23 protein-coding genes are annotated in these 17,403 nt (G+C 63.2%); 14 read left to right on the top strand and 9 right to left on the bottom strand.

The annotated features are described in order from the left end of the window. The first annotated feature begins 282 nt into the window (after positions 1 to 282). The 10 genes from rpmH to ybaK all read left to right on the top strand — a co-directional run bounded on the left by rpmH (position 283) and on the right by ybaK (position 6,280). Positions 283 to 420, top strand: coding sequence for a 50S ribosomal protein L34 (rpmH, locus tag EII42_RS08675; RefSeq protein ID WP_125171723.1), 138 nt, complete (start codon positions 283 to 285; stop codon positions 418 to 420). Continuing rightward, entirely contained in the window at positions 359 to 772 is a 414-nt protein-coding gene (gene rnpA, locus EII42_RS08670) for a ribonuclease P protein component (protein ID WP_370318109.1), read from the top strand. Before rpmH ends, rnpA begins: the two co-directional genes overlap by 62 nt. A 6-nt stretch (positions 773 to 778) precedes the next feature. Then, positions 779 to 1,054, top strand: a complete 276-nt coding sequence (gene yidD / locus EII42_RS08665) for a membrane protein insertion efficiency factor YidD (protein WP_125171721.1) — start codon at positions 779 to 781, stop codon at positions 1,052 to 1,054. Beyond that, a complete protein-coding gene (yidC, locus tag EII42_RS08660; RefSeq protein ID WP_125171720.1) occupies positions 1,051 to 2,172 on the top strand; it encodes a membrane protein insertase YidC in 1,122 nt (373 codons plus the stop codon). The genes yidD and yidC overlap by 4 nt, the downstream gene beginning before the upstream one ends. A gap of 35 nt (positions 2,173 to 2,207) precedes the next feature. After that, complete coding sequence (locus EII42_RS08655; protein ID WP_125171737.1) at positions 2,208 to 2,648, top strand: R3H domain-containing nucleic acid-binding protein; 441 nt, start codon at positions 2,208 to 2,210, stop codon at positions 2,646 to 2,648. Next, positions 2,645 to 3,316 carry a 16S rRNA (guanine(527)-N(7))-methyltransferase RsmG gene (gene rsmG, locus EII42_RS08650; protein ID WP_125171719.1) on the top strand — a complete coding sequence of 224 codons (672 nt, stop codon included), beginning with the start codon at positions 2,645 to 2,647 and terminating at the stop codon, positions 3,314 to 3,316. The genes EII42_RS08655 and rsmG overlap by 4 nt, the downstream gene beginning before the upstream one ends. A gap of 115 nt (positions 3,317 to 3,431) precedes the next feature. Continuing rightward, positions 3,432 to 4,433, top strand: a complete 1,002-nt coding sequence (locus EII42_RS08645) for a ParA family protein (protein WP_125171718.1) — start codon at positions 3,432 to 3,434, stop codon at positions 4,431 to 4,433. Positions 4,434 to 4,435: 2 nt separating this feature from the next. After that, on the top strand, positions 4,436 to 5,311 hold the full coding sequence (locus EII42_RS08640; protein ID WP_125171717.1) for a ParB/RepB/Spo0J family partition protein: 876 nt from the start codon (positions 4,436 to 4,438) through the stop codon (positions 5,309 to 5,311). Between the two features lie 40 nt (positions 5,312 to 5,351). Next, entirely contained in the window at positions 5,352 to 5,726 is a 375-nt protein-coding gene (locus EII42_RS08635; RefSeq protein ID WP_125171716.1) for a DUF3817 domain-containing protein, read from the top strand. Positions 5,727 to 5,794: 68 nt separating this feature from the next. Beyond that, positions 5,795 to 6,280, top strand: a complete 486-nt coding sequence (ybaK, locus tag EII42_RS08630) for a Cys-tRNA(Pro) deacylase (protein ID WP_125171715.1) — start codon at positions 5,795 to 5,797, stop codon at positions 6,278 to 6,280. A gap of 42 nt (positions 6,281 to 6,322) precedes the next feature. On the opposite strand, the gene EII42_RS08625 is transcribed toward ybaK, so the two are convergent. Genes EII42_RS08625 through trxB form a run of 6 tightly spaced genes read right to left on the bottom strand, consistent with a single transcriptional unit; the run spans position 6,323 to position 11,078 of the window. Continuing rightward, positions 6,323 to 7,057 carry an SURF1 family protein gene (locus EII42_RS08625; RefSeq protein WP_125171714.1) on the bottom strand — a complete coding sequence of 245 codons (735 nt, stop codon included), beginning with the start codon at positions 7,055 to 7,057 and terminating at the stop codon, positions 6,323 to 6,325. Beyond that, on the bottom strand, positions 7,054 to 7,983 hold the full coding sequence (locus tag EII42_RS08620; protein WP_125171713.1) for a D-alanine--D-alanine ligase: 930 nt from the start codon (positions 7,981 to 7,983) through the stop codon (positions 7,054 to 7,056). The genes EII42_RS08625 and EII42_RS08620 overlap by 4 nt, the downstream gene beginning before the upstream one ends. A 13-nt stretch (positions 7,984 to 7,996) precedes the next feature. Continuing rightward, on the bottom strand, positions 7,997 to 9,298 hold the full coding sequence (locus EII42_RS08615) for a PLP-dependent aminotransferase family protein (RefSeq protein WP_370318108.1): 1,302 nt from the start codon (positions 9,296 to 9,298) through the stop codon (positions 7,997 to 7,999). Between the two features lie 27 nt (positions 9,299 to 9,325). Next, positions 9,326 to 9,817: a hypothetical protein gene (locus EII42_RS08610; protein WP_125171712.1), complete on the bottom strand. Its 492-nt coding sequence runs from the start codon at positions 9,815 to 9,817 to the stop codon at positions 9,326 to 9,328. A gap of 1 nt (position 9,818) precedes the next feature. Beyond that, the gene (gene trxA / locus EII42_RS08605) at positions 9,819 to 10,130 is read right to left on the bottom strand and encodes a thioredoxin (protein ID WP_125171711.1); all 312 of its coding nucleotides are present in this window, start codon (positions 10,128 to 10,130) and stop codon (positions 9,819 to 9,821) included. Between the two features lie 12 nt (positions 10,131 to 10,142). After that, complete coding sequence (gene trxB, locus EII42_RS08600; RefSeq protein WP_125171710.1) at positions 10,143 to 11,078, bottom strand: thioredoxin-disulfide reductase; 936 nt, start codon at positions 11,076 to 11,078, stop codon at positions 10,143 to 10,145. Positions 11,079 to 11,180: 102 nt separating this feature from the next. Between trxB and EII42_RS08595 the strand changes: the two genes are divergently transcribed. Together EII42_RS08595 and EII42_RS08590 are read left to right on the top strand one after the other, a co-directional pair. Next, a complete protein-coding gene (locus EII42_RS08595; RefSeq protein WP_125171709.1) occupies positions 11,181 to 11,519 on the top strand; it encodes a hypothetical protein in 339 nt (112 codons plus the stop codon). Positions 11,520 to 11,523: 4 nt separating this feature from the next. Continuing rightward, positions 11,524 to 12,075: a hypothetical protein gene (locus EII42_RS08590; RefSeq protein WP_125171708.1), complete on the top strand. Its 552-nt coding sequence runs from the start codon at positions 11,524 to 11,526 to the stop codon at positions 12,073 to 12,075. A 23-nt stretch (positions 12,076 to 12,098) separates the two neighbouring features. Here the strand turns inward: EII42_RS08590 and EII42_RS08585 are convergent, their stop codons facing one another. After that, positions 12,099 to 13,022 (bottom strand): enoyl-CoA hydratase/isomerase family protein, encoded by a 924-nt coding sequence (locus tag EII42_RS08585; RefSeq protein ID WP_125171707.1) that lies wholly within the window; start codon positions 13,020 to 13,022, stop codon positions 12,099 to 12,101. An 840-nt stretch (positions 13,023 to 13,862) separates the two neighbouring features. Continuing rightward, positions 13,863 to 15,530: a phosphoenolpyruvate--protein phosphotransferase gene (locus tag EII42_RS08580; protein ID WP_125171706.1), complete on the bottom strand. Its 1,668-nt coding sequence runs from the start codon at positions 15,528 to 15,530 to the stop codon at positions 13,863 to 13,865. A gap of 106 nt (positions 15,531 to 15,636) precedes the next feature. On the opposite strand from EII42_RS08580, the gene EII42_RS08575 reads away from it, so the two are divergent. After that, positions 15,637 to 16,104 carry a hypothetical protein gene (locus EII42_RS08575; protein ID WP_125171705.1) on the top strand — a complete coding sequence of 156 codons (468 nt, stop codon included), beginning with the start codon at positions 15,637 to 15,639 and terminating at the stop codon, positions 16,102 to 16,104. Between the two features lie 119 nt (positions 16,105 to 16,223). Next, entirely contained in the window at positions 16,224 to 16,595 is a 372-nt protein-coding gene (locus EII42_RS08570) for a hypothetical protein (RefSeq protein ID WP_125171704.1), read from the top strand. Positions 16,596 to 16,634: 39 nt separating this feature from the next. Here the strand turns inward: EII42_RS08570 and yaaA are convergent, their stop codons facing one another. Further along, positions 16,635 to 17,402, bottom strand: coding sequence for a peroxide stress protein YaaA (gene yaaA / locus EII42_RS08565; RefSeq protein WP_125171703.1), 768 nt, complete (start codon positions 17,400 to 17,402; stop codon positions 16,635 to 16,637). Position 17,403 lies beyond the last annotated feature (1 nt).

The following is a 17,403-nucleotide window of genomic DNA, read 5'->3' as shown; positions in this document are numbered from 1 at the left end:
ACCCCCGTCAGGTCTCAAGAGCTGCCGCCCGCCTTCAACATTTCCACAGAGTTTCCCACAGGTGCCTGTGGAAGAACGAAACTAATGGCTTGAGCCGTCCTTTGGCAACCTAAAACGCCGACGCTCCGGCGTGTCGACTGGACTACACCCGTGTAATTTGACAGGTAAGGTGTGTCGTTTGGTATTTCGGGCGTCGAGAGCGTATCGTTGCCGAGTCGCTGTCTCGGACAGCCCACGAACCCTGCCTTCGGGCAATGACGATTTGACCAACGGAGTACTGCCATGAGCAAGCGCACCTTCCAGCCCAGCAACCGTCGCCGTAGCCGCACCCACGGCTTCCGTGCCCGCATGCGCACCCGTGCAGGCCGCGCGATCCTGGCTGCGCGTCGCCGCAAGGGCCGCGTCGAGCTGTCGGCCTGATCCTGGCTTCGTGCTGCCACCTGACCAGCGGTTGAAGTCACCCGCCGATTTTCGCGGGTGTTTCCGCGAGGGCAAAGCGGCGGCCGCCCGGATGGTCGTTGTGCACGTGCGCCGGCCAGCAACGCAGAATCCACTCGAGGTGACCCGGGTGGGTTTTGTTGTGTCCAAGAAGGTGGGTAACGCGGTCCAGCGCAACCGGGTGAAACGGCGACTGCGCCACATTGCGCGAGAATTGCGGTCCCCATTTGTCGCTGATGTGGTGGTTCGAGCCCTGCCGGGGGCTGCGACTGCCGGCGCTGAGTTGTCTTCCGACGTGCGATCGGCCTGGTCGCGTGCCTTCCGCAAGGCCTGATCAAGCATGCTCAAGTTCCCACTGATCTGGTTTGTGAAAGGGTGGCGCAGGTTCATCTCGCCGCTCTACGGCGACGTTTGCAAGTTCCACCCCACCTGCTCCGCCTACGGGTTGCGTGCCCTGGAGGAGCATGGCGCGATCAGGGGTTCCTGGCTCATCGTGACGAGAATCTCCCGTTGCCATCCGTGGTCGCTGGGCGGCGTCGACTACGTGCCGGGTACGCCTGAAAGACAATCTTGGGAGGCTAATCGGGTCTCCACCAACCGCGAGGTGATTAAGTGATCGAATTGCTCCTTCCCCTGGGCATCGGGGATTCCCTGTACGGTGCGCTGTCCACCATGATGCAGCCGCTGTACTGGGTGGTTTCCGGCCTGTTGGTGATGTTCCACTGGATCTGGGGCGTCTGGCTTGCCCTGCCGCCGGGCGTCGCCTGGACCCTGGCCATTGTCTCGTTGACTGTTGTGGTGCGCACAGCGATGATCCCGCTGTTCGTCAAGCAGATCAACAGCACGCGCAACATGCAGCTGATGCAGCCCAAGGTGCAGGAACTGCAGAAGAAGTACGGCCATGACCGGGAGAAGCTCGGTCAGGAGACAATGAAGATGTACCGCGAAGAGGGCGTGAACCCGGCGGCGTCCTGTTTGCCGCTGCTGGTGCAGATGCCGATCTTCATCGCGCTGTTTCGGGTGCTGGAAGGTGCCTCCAGCGGAAATGTTCGCGGCACTTGGCTGAGGGAGGCGCCCGAGCTGGTTAGTTCCCTGCAGGCGGCCAAGTTGTTCGGTGCCGGACTGGCGGAGAAGATCCTGCCGTTCACGCCCTTCGGCGCGAATCAGATTTTCGGTATCACCCTCGTGGTCCTCATGGTGGCGGCGCTCTTCGTCACGCAGATGCAGCTGATGCGCAAGAACATGCCGCCGGAGGCGCTGACCGGCCCGATGGCTCAGCAGCAGAAGATGCTGCTGTACGTCTTCCCCGTGATCTATGCCGTCTCCGCGATCGTGATTCCGATTGGTGTGCTGATCTACTGGCTGGCCTCCAACATTTGGACCATGGCCCAGCAGGGTCTCCTGATCCGCAACAATCCCGCTCCCAATACGCCGGCCTACCTCGACTGGGAGGAACGGATGCGGTCCAAGGGCAAGAATCCGCAGGAGATCATGCGCAACCGCCTGGAGAAGAGCCGCAAGCGCCGCTCGACGACGGTGCCGACGGCCCGCACGGTGCGCGGAGCGTCCGTTTCGGAGAGCGGTGAGAACGAGGATAAGACGGCCGATGCCGAACCGAAGGTGTCGCGTCAGGCCGTGGCCCGGAGCACCGTCCGCGTTGACGCGAACGGCAAGCGCACGGTCGTTCGGCAGCAGCCAAGGCAGCAGTCGCGAGCTGCGCGTAAGCAGAAGTGAAAGGAGTGATCTTGAGCGACAATGAATCCAGCCTCATGGCTGAAGGTGATCTGGTAGCCGACTACCTGGAGGAGTTGCTCGACATCGCCGATTTGGATGGCGACATCGAGAACACCATCGCCGACGGGCGGGCGCTCGTAGCGATCGACACCGACTCTGATTTGCTGGTGGGTAAGAACGGCGAAGTGCTCGACGCGCTGCAGGAGCTGTCGCGGCTCGTCGTGATGACGGAGACGGGGCATCGTTCCCGGTTGATGGTCGACATCGGCGGGTATCGGGGTAAGCGGAGAGCTGAGTTGGTGGCGATGGCCAAGGACGCGATTGCGGAGGTTCAGGAGACTGGGGATCCTGTTCGATTGATTCCGTTGAACGCTTACGAGCGCAAGATCATCCACGACGAGGTGGCGGCTGCAGGCCTGGTCAGTGAGTCGGAGGGTGAACCGCCGAACCGTCGGGTAGTGGTGCAGCGGGCATGACGGAGGATTTCCAGGCTGAGGGCGCGGCTGAGGCCGCGCTCTTGTCTTTGTACCCGTTTGCCCATGAAAAGCTAAAGCTATATGTCGATATACTCGCAAAACGAGGCATTGACTGGGGGTTGCTGGGGCCCAGAGAAGGCGCACGGCTCTGGAGCCGCCACGTCGGGAACTCTCTGGCCCTGGCCGACCTGTTCTCGCAAGGCCTTTGGGTGGCGGACGTCGGTAGCGGAGCTGGGCTGCCAGGCATTCCCATTGCGCTAGGCCGACCGGATCTTCGGCTGGTGCTGATCGAGCCACTGCAGCGGCGATTCGAGTTCCTCAGGATTACACTGGCTGAGCTGGGGCTCCAGGAACGGGTCAGCGTCGTCCGCTGTCGGGCCGAGGACTACCAAGCTGCGGATGAGTGGAAATTCGGCGAACTGCCGGAGCGGTTCGACGTCGTGACCTGCAGGGCGGTCGCCCCCTTGGGCAAGCTCGTCGGTTGGACGAAAAATCTCTTTTACCCGGATGGCAAGTTGGTTGCCCTGAAGGGGCAATCTGCGGAGGAAGAGATGGCCAAGGCCGCCGGCGTCCTGCGGAAGCTGAAACTGCGAGCCGAGGTGGTGGAGCTATCCCCCGGACCTGGCCTGCCCGGAACGAGAGCTATCCAGGTGATCCGGGAAGGGTGACGAGTGTGATGCTGGTAGCGCGGTGGTCGTTCCACGTGGAACGACCACCGCGCTATTTCCGCTAATTGTCGGCTGCAAAGGGTAAGATCACCTTTGAAAAGTGATTGGAGACCCGGTGGCCATTTTCTTCCGTAAGCGACGGCAGCCAAAGCCTCAGAACGATGAGGAGTTCTGGAAGGATCACGAAAGCGTTCCACGTGAAACGGGCGTTCCCTTGCCGCCGGGACCGCGTCGGGCTGCCTATGACCTGCCCGAGGACTACGACTATAACTCGGAGTACGGAGACGAACTGCAGCCGGAAGAGTTCCGCAGGCCAACCCTTCCGCGCCCGGAAAGTCCGCGGGTCTTCGTCGTCGCCAACCAGAAGGGCGGTGTTGGGAAGACGACTACGACAGTCAACATTGCGATGGCGCTGGCGCTAGGTGGGTTGAATGTGCTGGTGATCGACAACGATCCTCAGGCCAACGCATCCACGGCGCTAGGAATCGATCATCCCTCGGGGACAATGGGCACCTACGAAGTGCTGGTTGAAGGTGATCCAATCGTCGCACATGCGCAGCCCTCACCGCACTCCCCGAACCTGCATGTGTTGCCCGCAGTGATCGATCTGGCGGCTGCAGAGATGGAGTTGGCAGACGTCCAGGGTCGAGAGGCGCGGCTCAAGCGCGCTCTCGAACAGTACATCGAGCAGAGCGGCGTCGATTATGTCTTCATCGACTGCCCACCATCCTTGGGTATGCTGACTCTGAACGCGCTGGTGGCAGCGACGGAGATCCTGGTGCCGATCCAGACGGAGTACTACGCTCTCGAAGGTGTGACCGCGTTGATGAACACCATCGATCGAGTCAAAGCGGGGCTGAACGATCAGCTGCAGGTATCTAATATCCTGTTGACGATGTTTGACCGGCGGACGAACCTGTCTCGCGACGTCGCGACCGAGGTGCGTACGCATTTCCCGAAGCAGACGTTGCACGTGGAAATCCCCCGCTCCGTCCGTATCGCAGAAGCTCCTTCGTTCGGCCAGACGGTGCTGACCTATCAGCCGCGCTCCGAAGGCGCCGTCGCCTATGCGCAGGTCGCTGAGGAAATTGCTCGACAAGTCGAGAGTAAGGACTAAAGATGGCTAATCCCAAACCCTCCAGGCTGGGTAAAGGGCTAGACGGACTGTTGGCACGTACCGATGAATCCGGAACCAAGTCTCCGACGCTGCAGGACATCCCGCTGCGAAACATTCGGCCCAATCCCAAACAGCCCCGGCAGAACTTCGACGAGGACGAACTCGCCGAGCTAGCGGAGTCGATCAAGGCCTTTGGGCTGTTGCAACCCGTTGTGGTGCGCCCGAACGGGGGAAGCTACGAGCTGATCATGGGTGAACGGCGGCTCCGCGCGTCGGAGCTGGCGGGACTGCAGGCCATCCCCGCTATAGTTCGCCCCACGGAGGACAATGCGCTGCTGCGCGACGCGTTGCTGGAGAACCTGCACCGATCGGACCTGAACCCCATTGAGGAGGCGATGGCCTACCAGCAGTTGCTGGAGGAGTTTGGCTGCACCAAAGAGGAGCTTTCCACGAGGATCAGACGCTCCCGTCCGCAGATCTCGAACACGCTGCGGCTGCTCAACCTGCCCACCGCCGTGCAGGTCAAGGTGGCCGCTGGTGTGCTGAGCGCTGGACACGCTAAGGCCCTGCTGGGCTTGCTGAGCCCCGACGAGCAGCGAGCGTTGGCGGAGCGAATCATCGTCGAGGGGTTGTCGGTGCGCACCACAGAGGAGATCGTCGCTTTGGGCGCCGGCAGACGTCGATCGTCTAGCCCTCGGGGACCACGCCAGCCTTCGGAGCGGGAACGTGAGTTGGCCGGACAACTGAGTGATCATTTCGATACCCGGGTGAAGGTGGATATTGGGCGCAACAAAGGTAAGATCACCATCGAGTTCGCTACCGGCGAGGACTTGGAGCGAATTATGGCGATCATCGAAGGCAAGACCATCTCGTACTGAGTGCCAAAGTCTTTCTCTAGATAAAGAGGTATATCGATAAATGGCTGAAGTAGTTACTTCCGAGGATTTCGACGTGATCGACCCCGAGGACATCCCGGGTATCCGAACAGGGTTGAAGCTGTACCAGGTGATGGCGTGGGTGGTCGGCATACTCCTGGTGCTGCTCACCTGCGTCGCGATGCCGCTCAAGTACATCTGGCATCAGGATGCGATGGTGATGTACGTCGGCATCGCCCACGGCTGGCTGTACGCGCTGCTGCTCGTCAGCGTGGTGAACCTGGGGCTCAAGATCAAGTGGAGCTGGAAGTGGTACCTGGGTATCGCCGCCGCTGGCACCGTTCCGTTTCTCAGCTTCTTCGCCGAGCGCAGGGCAACCAAGCACGTGACGGCCAGGCTAGCAGAGATCCACCACTGACCGGAGCCACCCCCGTAAGGCGCGAGAGGCCCACGTTGGCAGACGTGGGCCTCAGTTATGCTCGGGAAATGGCGAAGGGATCGACGGGCACACCCGCAACGCGACTGCTGGATGAGGAGGGCTGCGACTACAGCATCCATCGCTACCAGCACAACCCGCGATCCGAGAGCTACGGCCTGGAGGCAGCGCAGGCCCTCGGGGTTACGGAGGATGACGTCTACAAGACGCTCGTCGTGGAAACGGACCGGGGCTTCGCCGTGGCTGTACTGCCAGTGAGCCACCAGCTCAGCCTGAAAGCATTCGCGGCAGCGGCGGGGGCTAAGCGGGCCAAGCTCGCGGAGTTGTCCGACGTGGTGCGCCTGACCGGCTACGTCGCAGGCGGCGTGAGCCCGATCGGTCAGCGGCGGGCGCTACCCACCGTCGTCGACGACTCTGCGAGGAATAAGACGGGCATCTACGTCAGCGGCGGGCGCCGGGGCCTGGACATTCGGCTTAAACCGGGCGACCTCGTCGAGCTGTTGCAGGCCAGGTATGCGCGACTGACAGCAACATAGCATTAAGTCGACAAAACGACTAAGCCGGAAATCGGCTGGTGCTCACTCGACGAGGCCTTCCCCGTCGCCTCCGACCGTGCGCATCTTCTCCTCGCGCCGACGAAGCCGCTCGGCGCGCATCTCCTCCTGAACCTTAAACTGGCGGGCAGTGAAGATGCCGAAAGCTACGGATGCCGCAGCGAACACCCACCACTGCAAAGCATAGCCCTGGTGCATGTACGTGCCCTCCTGCTTCGGCAACTCCACCCGTGCCGGCAGCAGCCCGTGGGCCCGGGACTGCTCCTCGTCGAGGGTGATGTACCCAGAGATCAGCGGACTGGGCCACTCCTGCGCCAGCTGCTGCAGCCGCACAGAGCCCTGCGGGCGGTCCACTTCGTGATCCGAGGCCGAGAAGATCCCCGCGACCAGCTGCGGGCCGACAGGAGGGGCAACCGCATGCGCCCCCGGCGCCACCTGGCCGCGCACCACAGCGACGTGGCGGCCATCGGAAAGCCGCAAGGCTGTCACGACGCGGGGCTCACCAGAGCCGACCACCGACTGGTACCCCGGCAAAAACTCACCCTCGGCCCTCACCCGCCGACCGAAAACGTCGTCGATGCTGCCGTCGGCATGCACGGCGGGAGCCAGCTCAACGGGCGGCAGCTGGGCGCGCTGCTGAGCCACGTCGGCAACTGAAAGCTGAAAACGGCCCATCTGCCACACGCCGAGCACCACCATGACGGTCGCCACCACGAAACCGAGGACGACGGCCAGGGATTGCTTGGCTCGCAGCGTCATCGCGCAACCTCGATCAGGCGGGCGAACACGTCTCCGATGGTGCGCCCGGCGGCCTCGAAGGCGAGGGGGGCCAGAGAGGTCTCTGTCATGCCGGGGGCGACGTTGCCCTCGATGAAGACCGGCGTGCCATCCGGGCGCACGATGACGTCAATGCGCGACCAGTGCCTGAGGCCCAAGGCCTGATGCGCTGCCACCGCCAGCTCGGCCACGCGCGCGCTGACGTCGGCTGTCAGTACCGCAGGGGTCACAAAGCGGGTCATGCCAGCCGTGTAGCGCGCCTCATAGTCGTACATCCCGCTCGACGCGCGAATCTCGACTGCTGGTAGGGCCACCGGGCCGCCGCCCTCATCGAGCACTGTGACTGCCACCTCCGTGCCAGGCACGAACTCTTCCACAACTGCCGTTGGGCCATAGGCGAACGCGCTGACGAGCGCACTCGGCAGCTCATCCGCCGACTGTACGAGGGAGACCCCTAGCGCCGAGCCGGAATTGGCGGGTTTCACCACCAGCGGGAAGCCTAAGTGCCGAGCTAGGCCTGACATGATTGGGGCTGCTCCAAGCTCACGGAAGATATCCTGGGGAAGTGCCACCTGACGCGGCGTCGCGATGCCCGCGGCCGCCACCGTCGGGCTGGCGATGGACTTGTCGAAGGTGAGCCGCGACGAACTGCCGGTAGCGCCGACGAACGGCACCCCGAGGGCCTGCAACACCGAACGCAGCGCGCCGTCCTCGCCCAGCCCACCGTGCAGCATGGGCACGACGACGGCGTCGGGATGCTGCTCGATGAACGGCAGTAGCTCAGCCGTCACGTCGGTTTCCACGACATCGTAACCGACTTCCCTCAGCGCCGCGCTCACGCGCCTGCCCGATCGCAAAGATATGTCTCGCTCGTGTGACAAGCCGCCGGCTATCACGATGATGGTCATCGGAAACTCCTTGTCAACTCTGGTTCGGTGACGGTCCCGGGCCGCGGAAGCGTCGAGGAGGCTTGGCCGGGGTGCCAAAGATCGACTGCACCTCCAGCTCGTTGCGCACCACTGAGGCAAGCCTAGTCACGCCCTCCCGGATGCGCTCCGCAGGGGGGAAACAGTACGACAGGCGGATGTTACTGGCCCCCTGTCCGTCGGCGTAGAACGCGGCACCTGGGACGTAGGCCACGCGTGCGTTCACCCCGCGCGGCAGCATAGCGGTGGCATCGATCCCCTCGGGCAGGGTTAGCCAGACGAAGAAACCTCCCTTGGGACGGGTCCAAACCACTCCCTCAGGCATGTCATCGGCGAGCTGCTCAAGCATCGCGTCGCGTCGCCTGCGATACATCTCCCGGAACTGCCCGATCTGCTGCCGCCAGTCGCAGTTGGCTAGGTAGTCCGCGATGGCGAATTGCGAGAATACGGGCGGGCACAGAGTGGCCGACTCCTGTGCCAGAACGAGCTTCTCGCGCACCCCGTGCGGTGCGAGCACCCAGCCCACCCGGAAACCCGGCGCCAGGATCTTGGAAAACGACCCCAGGTAGATCACCTCGGTGTCCAGCGAGCGCATCGCGGGCAGCGGGTCGCCCTCCAGCGTCAGCAGCCCGTAGGGGTTATCCTCCACCACCATCACGCCCAGCTCGTGACACGTCGCCACCACCTCGGTTCGTCGTGCCAGTGGTTGCGTGAGCCCGGAGGGGTTGGAGAAGTTGGGAATCGTGTACAGAAACTTGACGCGTTTGCCAGCGGAGCGCAGCCTCGCGATGGCCTCGCTCAGCGCCGCCGGATCGATGCCATTCTCGTCGCTGGCGACGTGCACCACCTCGGTCTGGTAGCTCAGGAACGTCCCCAGAGCGCCCACGTAGCTGGGGGATTCCGCCAGGATCACGTCGCCGGGATTGCAGAACACCCGGGTGACCAGATCCAGGCCCTGCTGCGAACCCGCCGTCACGACGATGTCGTCAGCTCCGGCGACGATCCCCTCCAGCGCCATCACGTCGAGGATCCGCTCCCGGATGGGCAACTCGCCCTGCCCGGAGCCGTACTGCATCGCTTGCACGCCACGCTCGCGGATCAGCCGGGCCACGTTGTCTGCGATCGTGCCTAGGTCCAGGTCCTGAATGTTCGGCATCCCGCCGGCAAGTGACACAATCTCCGGCCGATTCGCAACCGCGAACAACGCCCGAACGGCGGAGACGCGCATGCCGTTAGTGCGATCCGCATAATTATCGACAAACCGATCCAGCCGGGTGTCGTGCCGTTCAATACTCACCCGAGGCAGTTTACGCCTCCGCTCGGGTTAACCGGGCAGGCTGTTCAACACCTTGAGCAGTCGATCCTGGGGCATGTCCGTCTCGGCATAGATGATCCACCCGGTCTGGTCCTTCAACCGGCCGCAGGCGGCGAACAGGAAGTCAGTCGACTTGCCGCATTGGGTTGATTCATCCACCGAGAGCGCGTCGACAATTCCACCATCGCGGAGGAAGTCCTCCATCTCACGCTCCGGGCTGGACACCACGAGCAGGAAGCTGTCCTTGCCGTCGGTGAAGTTGGCGTTCGTGACGGTCTTACCCGCCACTGCACTCGCCGACGGCTCGGCGTGGCTCTGCAGAGCGAACCCTTCGATCTGTTTCGGCACGGTGGGGGCCTGTGTCGCTGATGTGTTTTGGGCAGCCCCCGGTGCGCCGAGCACTCGGCCCAACCAGAAAGCTCCGCCGATGATCAACACAGCGAACAGCACCGCGCAGATCGTCACGAGCGTGGGTACCGGGGGTTTGGATGAGTGGTTCATGTCACACCAGCGACTCGATGACCTTCTTCAGCGCGTTTTTCGTCTTGCCGCCGGTGATCGACTTCACAACCCGGCCTCCTTGGAAAAATTGCAGCGTGGGGAGTCCCATCACGCCCTGGTCGGCGGCGAGACCAGGCTGATCGTTCGTGTCCACGCCGACGAACTTAACATCGGGATACTCGCTCGCCAATTCCGCAAGGATCGGGGCGAGCTGCTTGCACGGGCCGCACCAGTCGGCCCAGAAGTCCACGACCACGAGCCCTGAGTGCAGCAGCACTTCGTCGGCGAAAGTTTCCTGAGTGATTGCCTTCATCCGTTACTCCAATCAGTCAGCGAGGGCTGCGATGTACTTTTCAGCGTCCAGCGCGGCCTTGCAGCCGCTGCCCGCAGCGGTGATGGCCTGCCTGTACCGATTATCGACCAAGTCGCCACAGGCGAACACCCCGGGCAGGTTGGTCTCAGTGCTGTGCGGCTCGACGACGACGTAACCGGCCGGGTCGACGGTCACCTGATCCGCCACGAGGTTCGACCGGGGGTCATGCCCGATCGCGATGAACACACCGGACAACTCCAACTGGCGAGTCTCACCAGTGACGGTGTCCTCCAGAGTCACGCTCTCCACCGCGTTCTCGCCGTTGATCGCCGTGACCCGGGAGTTCCAGGCAAACTCAATCTTCGGATCGGCCTGGGCGCGGGCGACCATGATTTTGGAGGCACGCAGTTCGTCGCGGCGGTGGATCAGGGTCACCTTGGACGCAAAGCGTGTGAGGAACGTGGCCTCCTCGACGGCGGAGTCACCCCCGCCCACGACGGCGATGTGCTTGTCCCGGAAGAACGCGCCGTCGCAGGTAGCACACCAGCTCACGCCGCGCCCAGAGAGGCGGTCCTCGCCGGCCAGCCCCAGGCGACGATAACCCGAGCCCATGGCGAGCACTACGGAATGCGCACGGTATTCGGTGCCCTCGGAGTCACGGACAACCTTGACCTCACCGGTCAGGTCGACCGCAGAGACGTCATCGGTGATCAGTTCGGCGCCGAATCGTTCAGCCTGGGCACGCATGTTCTGCATGAGGTCCGGGCCCATGATGCCCTCCGGGAAACCGGGGAAGTTCTCGACATCGGTGGTGTTCATCAGCGCCCCGCCAGAGTCGAGCGCGCCCTCGAACACCAGTGGCTTGAGGTTGGCGCGTGCGGCGTAAATGGCCGCAGTGTAGCCAGCCGGGCCGGACCCGATGATGATGATTTCGCGAACGGTGGACATGAAACCCCTAGTAAAGTGATTGACAGGCTGATTTGCCACCTATCCTAGACAGAGTTCGCAAGTCCCGGCCGAATCGCACGTCAACGGGCTAGCATCTAGGACATGAGTGAAATCTCGAAGGAAGATCTGGAAGCAGCCCTCGCGCTGCGGATGGAACAAGGCAGTTCGGTTGATCCAGCCCTGGTTGATTCGCTCGCGTCGCGTATCGAGCAGGTGGTGCGGGAGCGTGCCGAGACGGAAGTCGTCAACCTGCGCCGCCAGGTCAACGCCGACAGGTTTGCGCGCCTTGGCCAGCTCATCGTCGCCTGCGCGTCGCTGCTCCTGGGCCTACCCATCACCGCAATCCTCTCAGAGAATCCGGGTTTGAGCGGCGTGATCGTGGCATGGGTGGGAATTGTTCTGGTCAACATCGCGTTCGCCCTGGGGGCGAGGAAGAAGTAGCAGCATGTCTCGAATCTCGACAGTACATTCCGGTGCCTCGATGCACCCCGGCAAGCTCGAACTGCTGATGGGTTGGCTGCCGCAGCAGCCGTGGTTCGACGGCAATGCTGCGGACGCGCGCATCGTCGGGAACTTCCGGTTCGAGGATCCGGAGGGTGAGGTGGGCCTCGATTCCCTGCTTGTGGAGGCCGACGGCGCCGTGTACTACGTGCCAGTCACTTGGCGTTCTGCACCGCTGCCGAGTTGGGCGCACCTGATCGGGCAGACGCAGCACACAGCACTGGGCACCCGGTACTGCTACGACGCCAGCACCGACCCGGTCTTCCTCGCGGAACTCAGCCGGGTGATTGCGGAGGGCGACACCCAATCCGAGGTGCACGGCACCGACGGAAGCATCCGGGCCGCCACCGTCGAGGTGCGAGGGAACGGGGCCACGCCGTCGAAGGACCTTCGGATTGTCCACAAGCTGGGAACGTACTACCCAGGGGACGGCCAGCTTGTCGCTGAGTGGAGCCTCGACGGCGTAGCCCGCAGCGACGTGTTGGCTGCGGGCTGACGCCGGGCGACGCGGCCGCGCCCCTAGTAGGCGAAGACCTCGTCCACTTCGGCCACGGGCACGTCCTCGATGCTCTGCCAGCGCCACTTGGGCTGGTTGTCGCGATCGACCAGGAGTGCGCGGACCCCTTCCGCGAAGTCAACCGGCACCATTCGGTTGGCGACCGCCAGGTCCTGGCCGAACACCTCAGGCAGCTGTAGGCCTTGGGCCCGCCGGAGCGCGCGGAGCGTGACGTGGACGGAGAACGGGCTGCGCTGGCGCAGTTCGACTGCTGCGGCGCGAGCCTGTGGCGCGGGGCTCTCCTCCAGACGACGGACGATCTCGACGGGGTCGTCGCCGATGTAGCACTCCTCGATCCACTCGGCCTCGGGTGAGAAGAGAGGGGCGGGCAGCTCACCGTCGGTTGACTCGTCGGCCAGCCCCAAGCGGATGGCGTCGCCGCCGGTGAAGCTTGCGCCGGTGAGGGCGAGGTGGGTACCTACCGCGCCAGCCCGCGAGAGCTGGTAGAGAACTCCGCAGTCTGGGAACAGCCCGATTTTGGTCTCCGGCATCGCCAGACGGGAGGTGGCATCGACCAGGCGCCGGTGCGCATGCCCGGTGAGGCCGAGACCGCCGCCCATGGTGATACCGCGCATGTGTCCGGTCACCGGAGCCGGGGAACCAGCCAGTAGCATGTCCAGCGCATATTCCAGTTCCAGGAATCTCAGCCAGGCCTCGCCAGCCAGAAGACGGTCGCGCAGTTCGCGCACGTCGGCTCCTGCGCAGAAGCCGCGCTCCCCATCGCCGGACAACTCGATCGAGCTGACTTGTTCGTAGTGGAGCCAGTCATTGACCGTGTCGTAGATGGCTTGGCACATCTCAAGGTTCAGTGCGTTGATTGCGCTCGGACGAGCGAGGACGATGCTGCCGACACCGTCGACGATGTTGCTACGGATCTGCTCAGACATGATCAGACATCCTACCTCTTGCGGCTTGGGAACCTGTCTTGCGGGTGTTGTGCCCCCAAATTAGGGAGGCCGGACGCCTAGGGGGGGTGGATGCGTCCGGCCTCGGCCACGCGTTTCCAGGTCGTGATGGGGGGGACTTACGAACCTTCCAACTGCGCGACGATCTAAATGTAGCGAATAGGAGGGGCAATCGCCAAAAGTTTCCGCCAATTTTTAGGGTTTTTTAAGCAAAGTTCTTAGGGGGGCGGTGTTTGCGCTTGTCGCACGGGTTGAGGGTTTCCAGCCGGGGACGGTCTCTGCGCCGAGCTGCGCACAACCGGCACCAGATGTACTGGGAACCTCGGGCGGGCTGGGTGGGTTGGGAGGACGAGACCTCTGGCGTTCGTCCCAGTCATGGTGCGGTTGCGATGGTTGGGGCCTGTCATGACCGAAGGGCGTCGCCCAATCATTGTCTGACACTATTATGAATTGTTCTTAATTTTGAGCTTAGGGATGGTTAACGGTATCAGAACTTTTCTTGTGGGGGATGTTCTTGGGTTTCTGAATACGAAAATGCAGCATTGGGTTATCCAGGTGTAATTGCTCGCCGCTAATTTCATTAAGGCAAACTATATGAAACCGTAAGTGACGGGCAGATCGGGGGTGGGCGTTTGCCCACCTCAGAGCCTGATTGTTCTTCTGTCGCGAAACCGTAGCCGCTGGATCAGCAGAAGATGAGCGGGCCGATGCGCACATCATTCCTGTTCTCGGCCAAAAACTCTCTCAGATCCCGGCTCTGGATTGAACGGACGCTCAGTTAGCTGTCAAAGTAGTTGAGGAATCAGCATTTTTGCGAGACGGCTAGAGCAGTCCGGAAACTTCAGGATTCAACAACTTGCTCACTTTGTTCTTCGCCTCCGCTGCCGAGGCGCACGACAGGGCTGCGCCCAACAATCGCTCGCAGTCGGCCCGAGAATGCAGGCTGAGCGCCGTTCGCACCGCAGGCATACGGCTGGCCGCCATCGACAGCGACGTCACCCCCGCCCCCACGGCTAACAGAGCCAACACCGGGTTGCCTCCAGCGATACCACACAACCCAATCGGACGATTCACGTCAACGTTCGCGTCTCCCACATACTTGAGCAGCCGCCAGAGCGACGGGTGCCATCCGTCGTGCAAGTGTGCAAGGCTCACAGACTGCCGATCCGCTGCCATCAAGTACTGCACCAAATCATTCGACCCGACCGACACGAAGTCGGCAGCAGCCAGCGTCGCTTCCGGCAGCAGCGCCAGTCCCGGAACCTCCAGCATCACGCCCGCGTTCGCCAACCCACAGTCATGGGCGAAATCGACGAACCACTCGACCTCCTCCACCGTCGCCGCCATCGGGGCCATCGTCCATACCTCGGCTGTGCTGGCCTGTGCTGCCTCCGAGATAGCGCACAGTTGCGTGCGCAACAATCGTGGATCCGATCGATACTGACGAACTCCCCGTCTGCCCAGCGCCGGATTCTCCTCGCGCGGCGTGGGGACAAAGCGCAAAGGCTTGTCGGAGCCCGCATCCAGGGTGCGGACTACCACCTTCCGGCTGCCCATCGCGTCAAACACCCGCTGGTAGACCTCGCGCTGCTCCTTCACGCTCGGGGCGGTTGCCCGATTCAGGAACAAGAACTCCGTACGCAGCAGCCCGATTCCCTCCACATCTGCATCCGTTAGCCGAAGCAGATCATCGGCGTTGCCGATGTTAGCCAGCAACTCCACCCGATGTCCGTCAAGGGTCTGGCCAGGCCCAGACGACCGCGCCAGCAACTCCTGGCGACGCCGCAACTGCTCCCGGCTACCCTCCCAACGGCTGGACTTGGGCTCCATCAGCACTTCCCCGGTGGCCGCGTTCACCGCCACCACCGTCGGGGCTGCCGCCAGGATGCCAATGCAGCCCACCACCATCGGGATACCCCGCTGCGCCGCCAACACGGCCGTGTGCGACGTCGGACTGCCCTCTTCCGTGATGATTGCCAACACCAACTCCCGATCCAGCAGCGACATGTCAGCGGGGGAGATGTCCCGGGCCACCAGGATTGCCGGGGCCGTGAACTCCGGCACCCCGGGCAGCGGAAGCCCGGCCAGGTAGGCCAACGCGCGCCGGTGCACGTCACGCAGGTCGGGCACCCGCTCGGCCATGTAGCTGCCCAATGAGCCCAGCAGGCGTGCGAAGTGATCAAAAGCCGACCGCAGCGCGGCCATCGGGGAAGCCGCCGTCCGATAATCGGCGCGAATCTTCGCGATGAGCGCCGGGTCGGCAGCCAAAGCCCCGGCTGCGCGCAAGACCTCCGCAGAATCGTCATCCAAGGTCTCCGCGCGTCGATCGAAGTCCCTGGCCACCACCTCAAGTGCCACGAGCAGATCGTCAAGATCGACCCGCTTGCCGGAAAGCCGTTCCGTCACGAGGGTCTCATCAATGTCGAAGGAAGCGACGACCACTTTGCCTTGCGCAAACCCGGGGCTCGCCCCGATGCCGGTTAGAGTCATGGCGACACTGTACCGGCCGCCCTCCCCACCTCATCTCGCGGAGTTGACGCCCTCCGGTTGTACTCTGGAGTGAGCAAACACCCCACGAATCACCAGAAAGACCGAGATGTCCACCGACAGTTCACAGGCCAGCTATCCCCCGCCACCGGATGATTTCGTCCCCCCGCAGCCGATGGCGGACCCCTACGGGCAGTCTCAGTCGCTCTACCCGCAGCCGGCCCCGGCTTCCACCTACCCCGATCCGATGTATGTGCAACAGGCGCCGATGCCTGCGCCCATGCACGCGCCGATGCCTCCCGTCGGTTTCCAGTACCAGAAGCCTGAACATCCTCAGGCCACGACAGTACTGGTCCTTGGCCTTGCGGGATTGATGTTTCCGCTGTGCTCCTTCGTCGCCTGGTTCATGGGTGCCAAAGCCAAGAACGAGATCAGGATGGGGGCCCCTTACGAATGGAAAGGGTCAATCGCGATCGGCTACTGGACAGGCGTGATCGTCTCCGTGCTGAGCATCGCCATCGTCGCTATGTGGATATTCATGGTCCTGCTCCTCGCCATAGTCCTGGGCGCGGTCTGAGCCTTGCGTGATACCACCCTTCAAGCACCCTGTACGCTGGCCCCTCAGACAGGCATAATTGTCTCGGCTCGGCGCGGAACACGCTGAGCTTCTGATCAGGACTCGCTAGAGAGGTTCACATGTCGCAGTACCAGAATCCGCATGGCGGATACGGCCAGCAGCCCGGTGGCCCCGGCTACGGCTACCAGCCACAGCCGCAGATGGGCTACGGTGCCCCCCAGATGGAACACCCGCAGAGCCAGACCGTCTTCATCCTCGGCATCGCGGGCATCTTCGTCCCCGTCTGCTCCTGGATCGCTTGGTACTTGGGTTCCCAGGCGCGCAAGGAGATCGAGAGCGGCGCCCCCTATCCGTGGACCGGGAACATCAAGACCGGCTACCTGCTGGGCAAGGTGTTCAGCATCATCGGCATCGTCGTGCTCGCGCTGTACATCATCTTCATGATTCTCCTCTTCACCGTCTTCGCGGCCAGCGCAGGCTCCTTGTCGTAAGCCCTGCCCGAGAGCGAGCGACGGGGCCTCCTCCTCGGTTCAGCGGACGAACACCGGCTGATCCTTGGTGGAGGCCCTTTCGTCGTAGCGGTAACCGAGCTCCGCAAAATCGACGATGCTACCCACCGAGCGCACCCGGGAACGAACCAGCCAGCCAGCAAAAGCGCCCCGCGCCCGCTTCGCGTGGAAGCTGACCACCCGTCGGGCCCCCTTGGACTCCTCCTCGAACCGCGGGGAGATCACGCGCAACCCCAGCACATCGTCGTGGATCACCTTGGCGTACTCGGCGGAAGCCAGATTCACCAGAACGTCCGGACCCGGTGAGGCCGACACATCCCGGCGGAGCATCTCGGTCACCGACGTGCCCCACCAGTCGTAGAGCGTACGCCCGCGCGACGTGACCAGCTTGGTGCCCATCTCCAGCCGATGGGGCTGAACGAGATCCAGCGGGCGCAGCAGCCCATACATGCCCGAGAGAATCCGAACGGTCTTCTGCGCATCGGTCAGATCCCGCGCATCGAAGGAGTGGGGCGCCATGCCTTGGTAGACGTCGCCCGCGAACGCGAACATCGCCGGACGCGAATTCTCCGGAGTGTGCTCCGGCGCGTACGCTCGGAACCGCTCGACATTCAGCGTCGCCAACTCCTCCGAGATACTCATCAGCTGGCGCAACTCAGCCGCCGACTTCGTGCGCAGCACCTCGACCACACCGTCAGTGGCGTCGAGCAGGCGCGCAATGGTGTGCTTCTTGGTGGGCAACGCCGTGTCGAAATCGAGCGATTTTGCGGGGGAGAGCACGCACAGCATC

Origin of the sequence: Tessaracoccus sp. OH4464_COT-324 (genome assembly GCF_003932855.1) — a bacterium.
Taxonomy (GTDB): domain Bacteria; phylum Actinomycetota; class Actinomycetes; order Propionibacteriales; family Propionibacteriaceae; genus Arachnia.
This window is presented reverse-complemented; position numbering and strand designations above follow the sequence as displayed.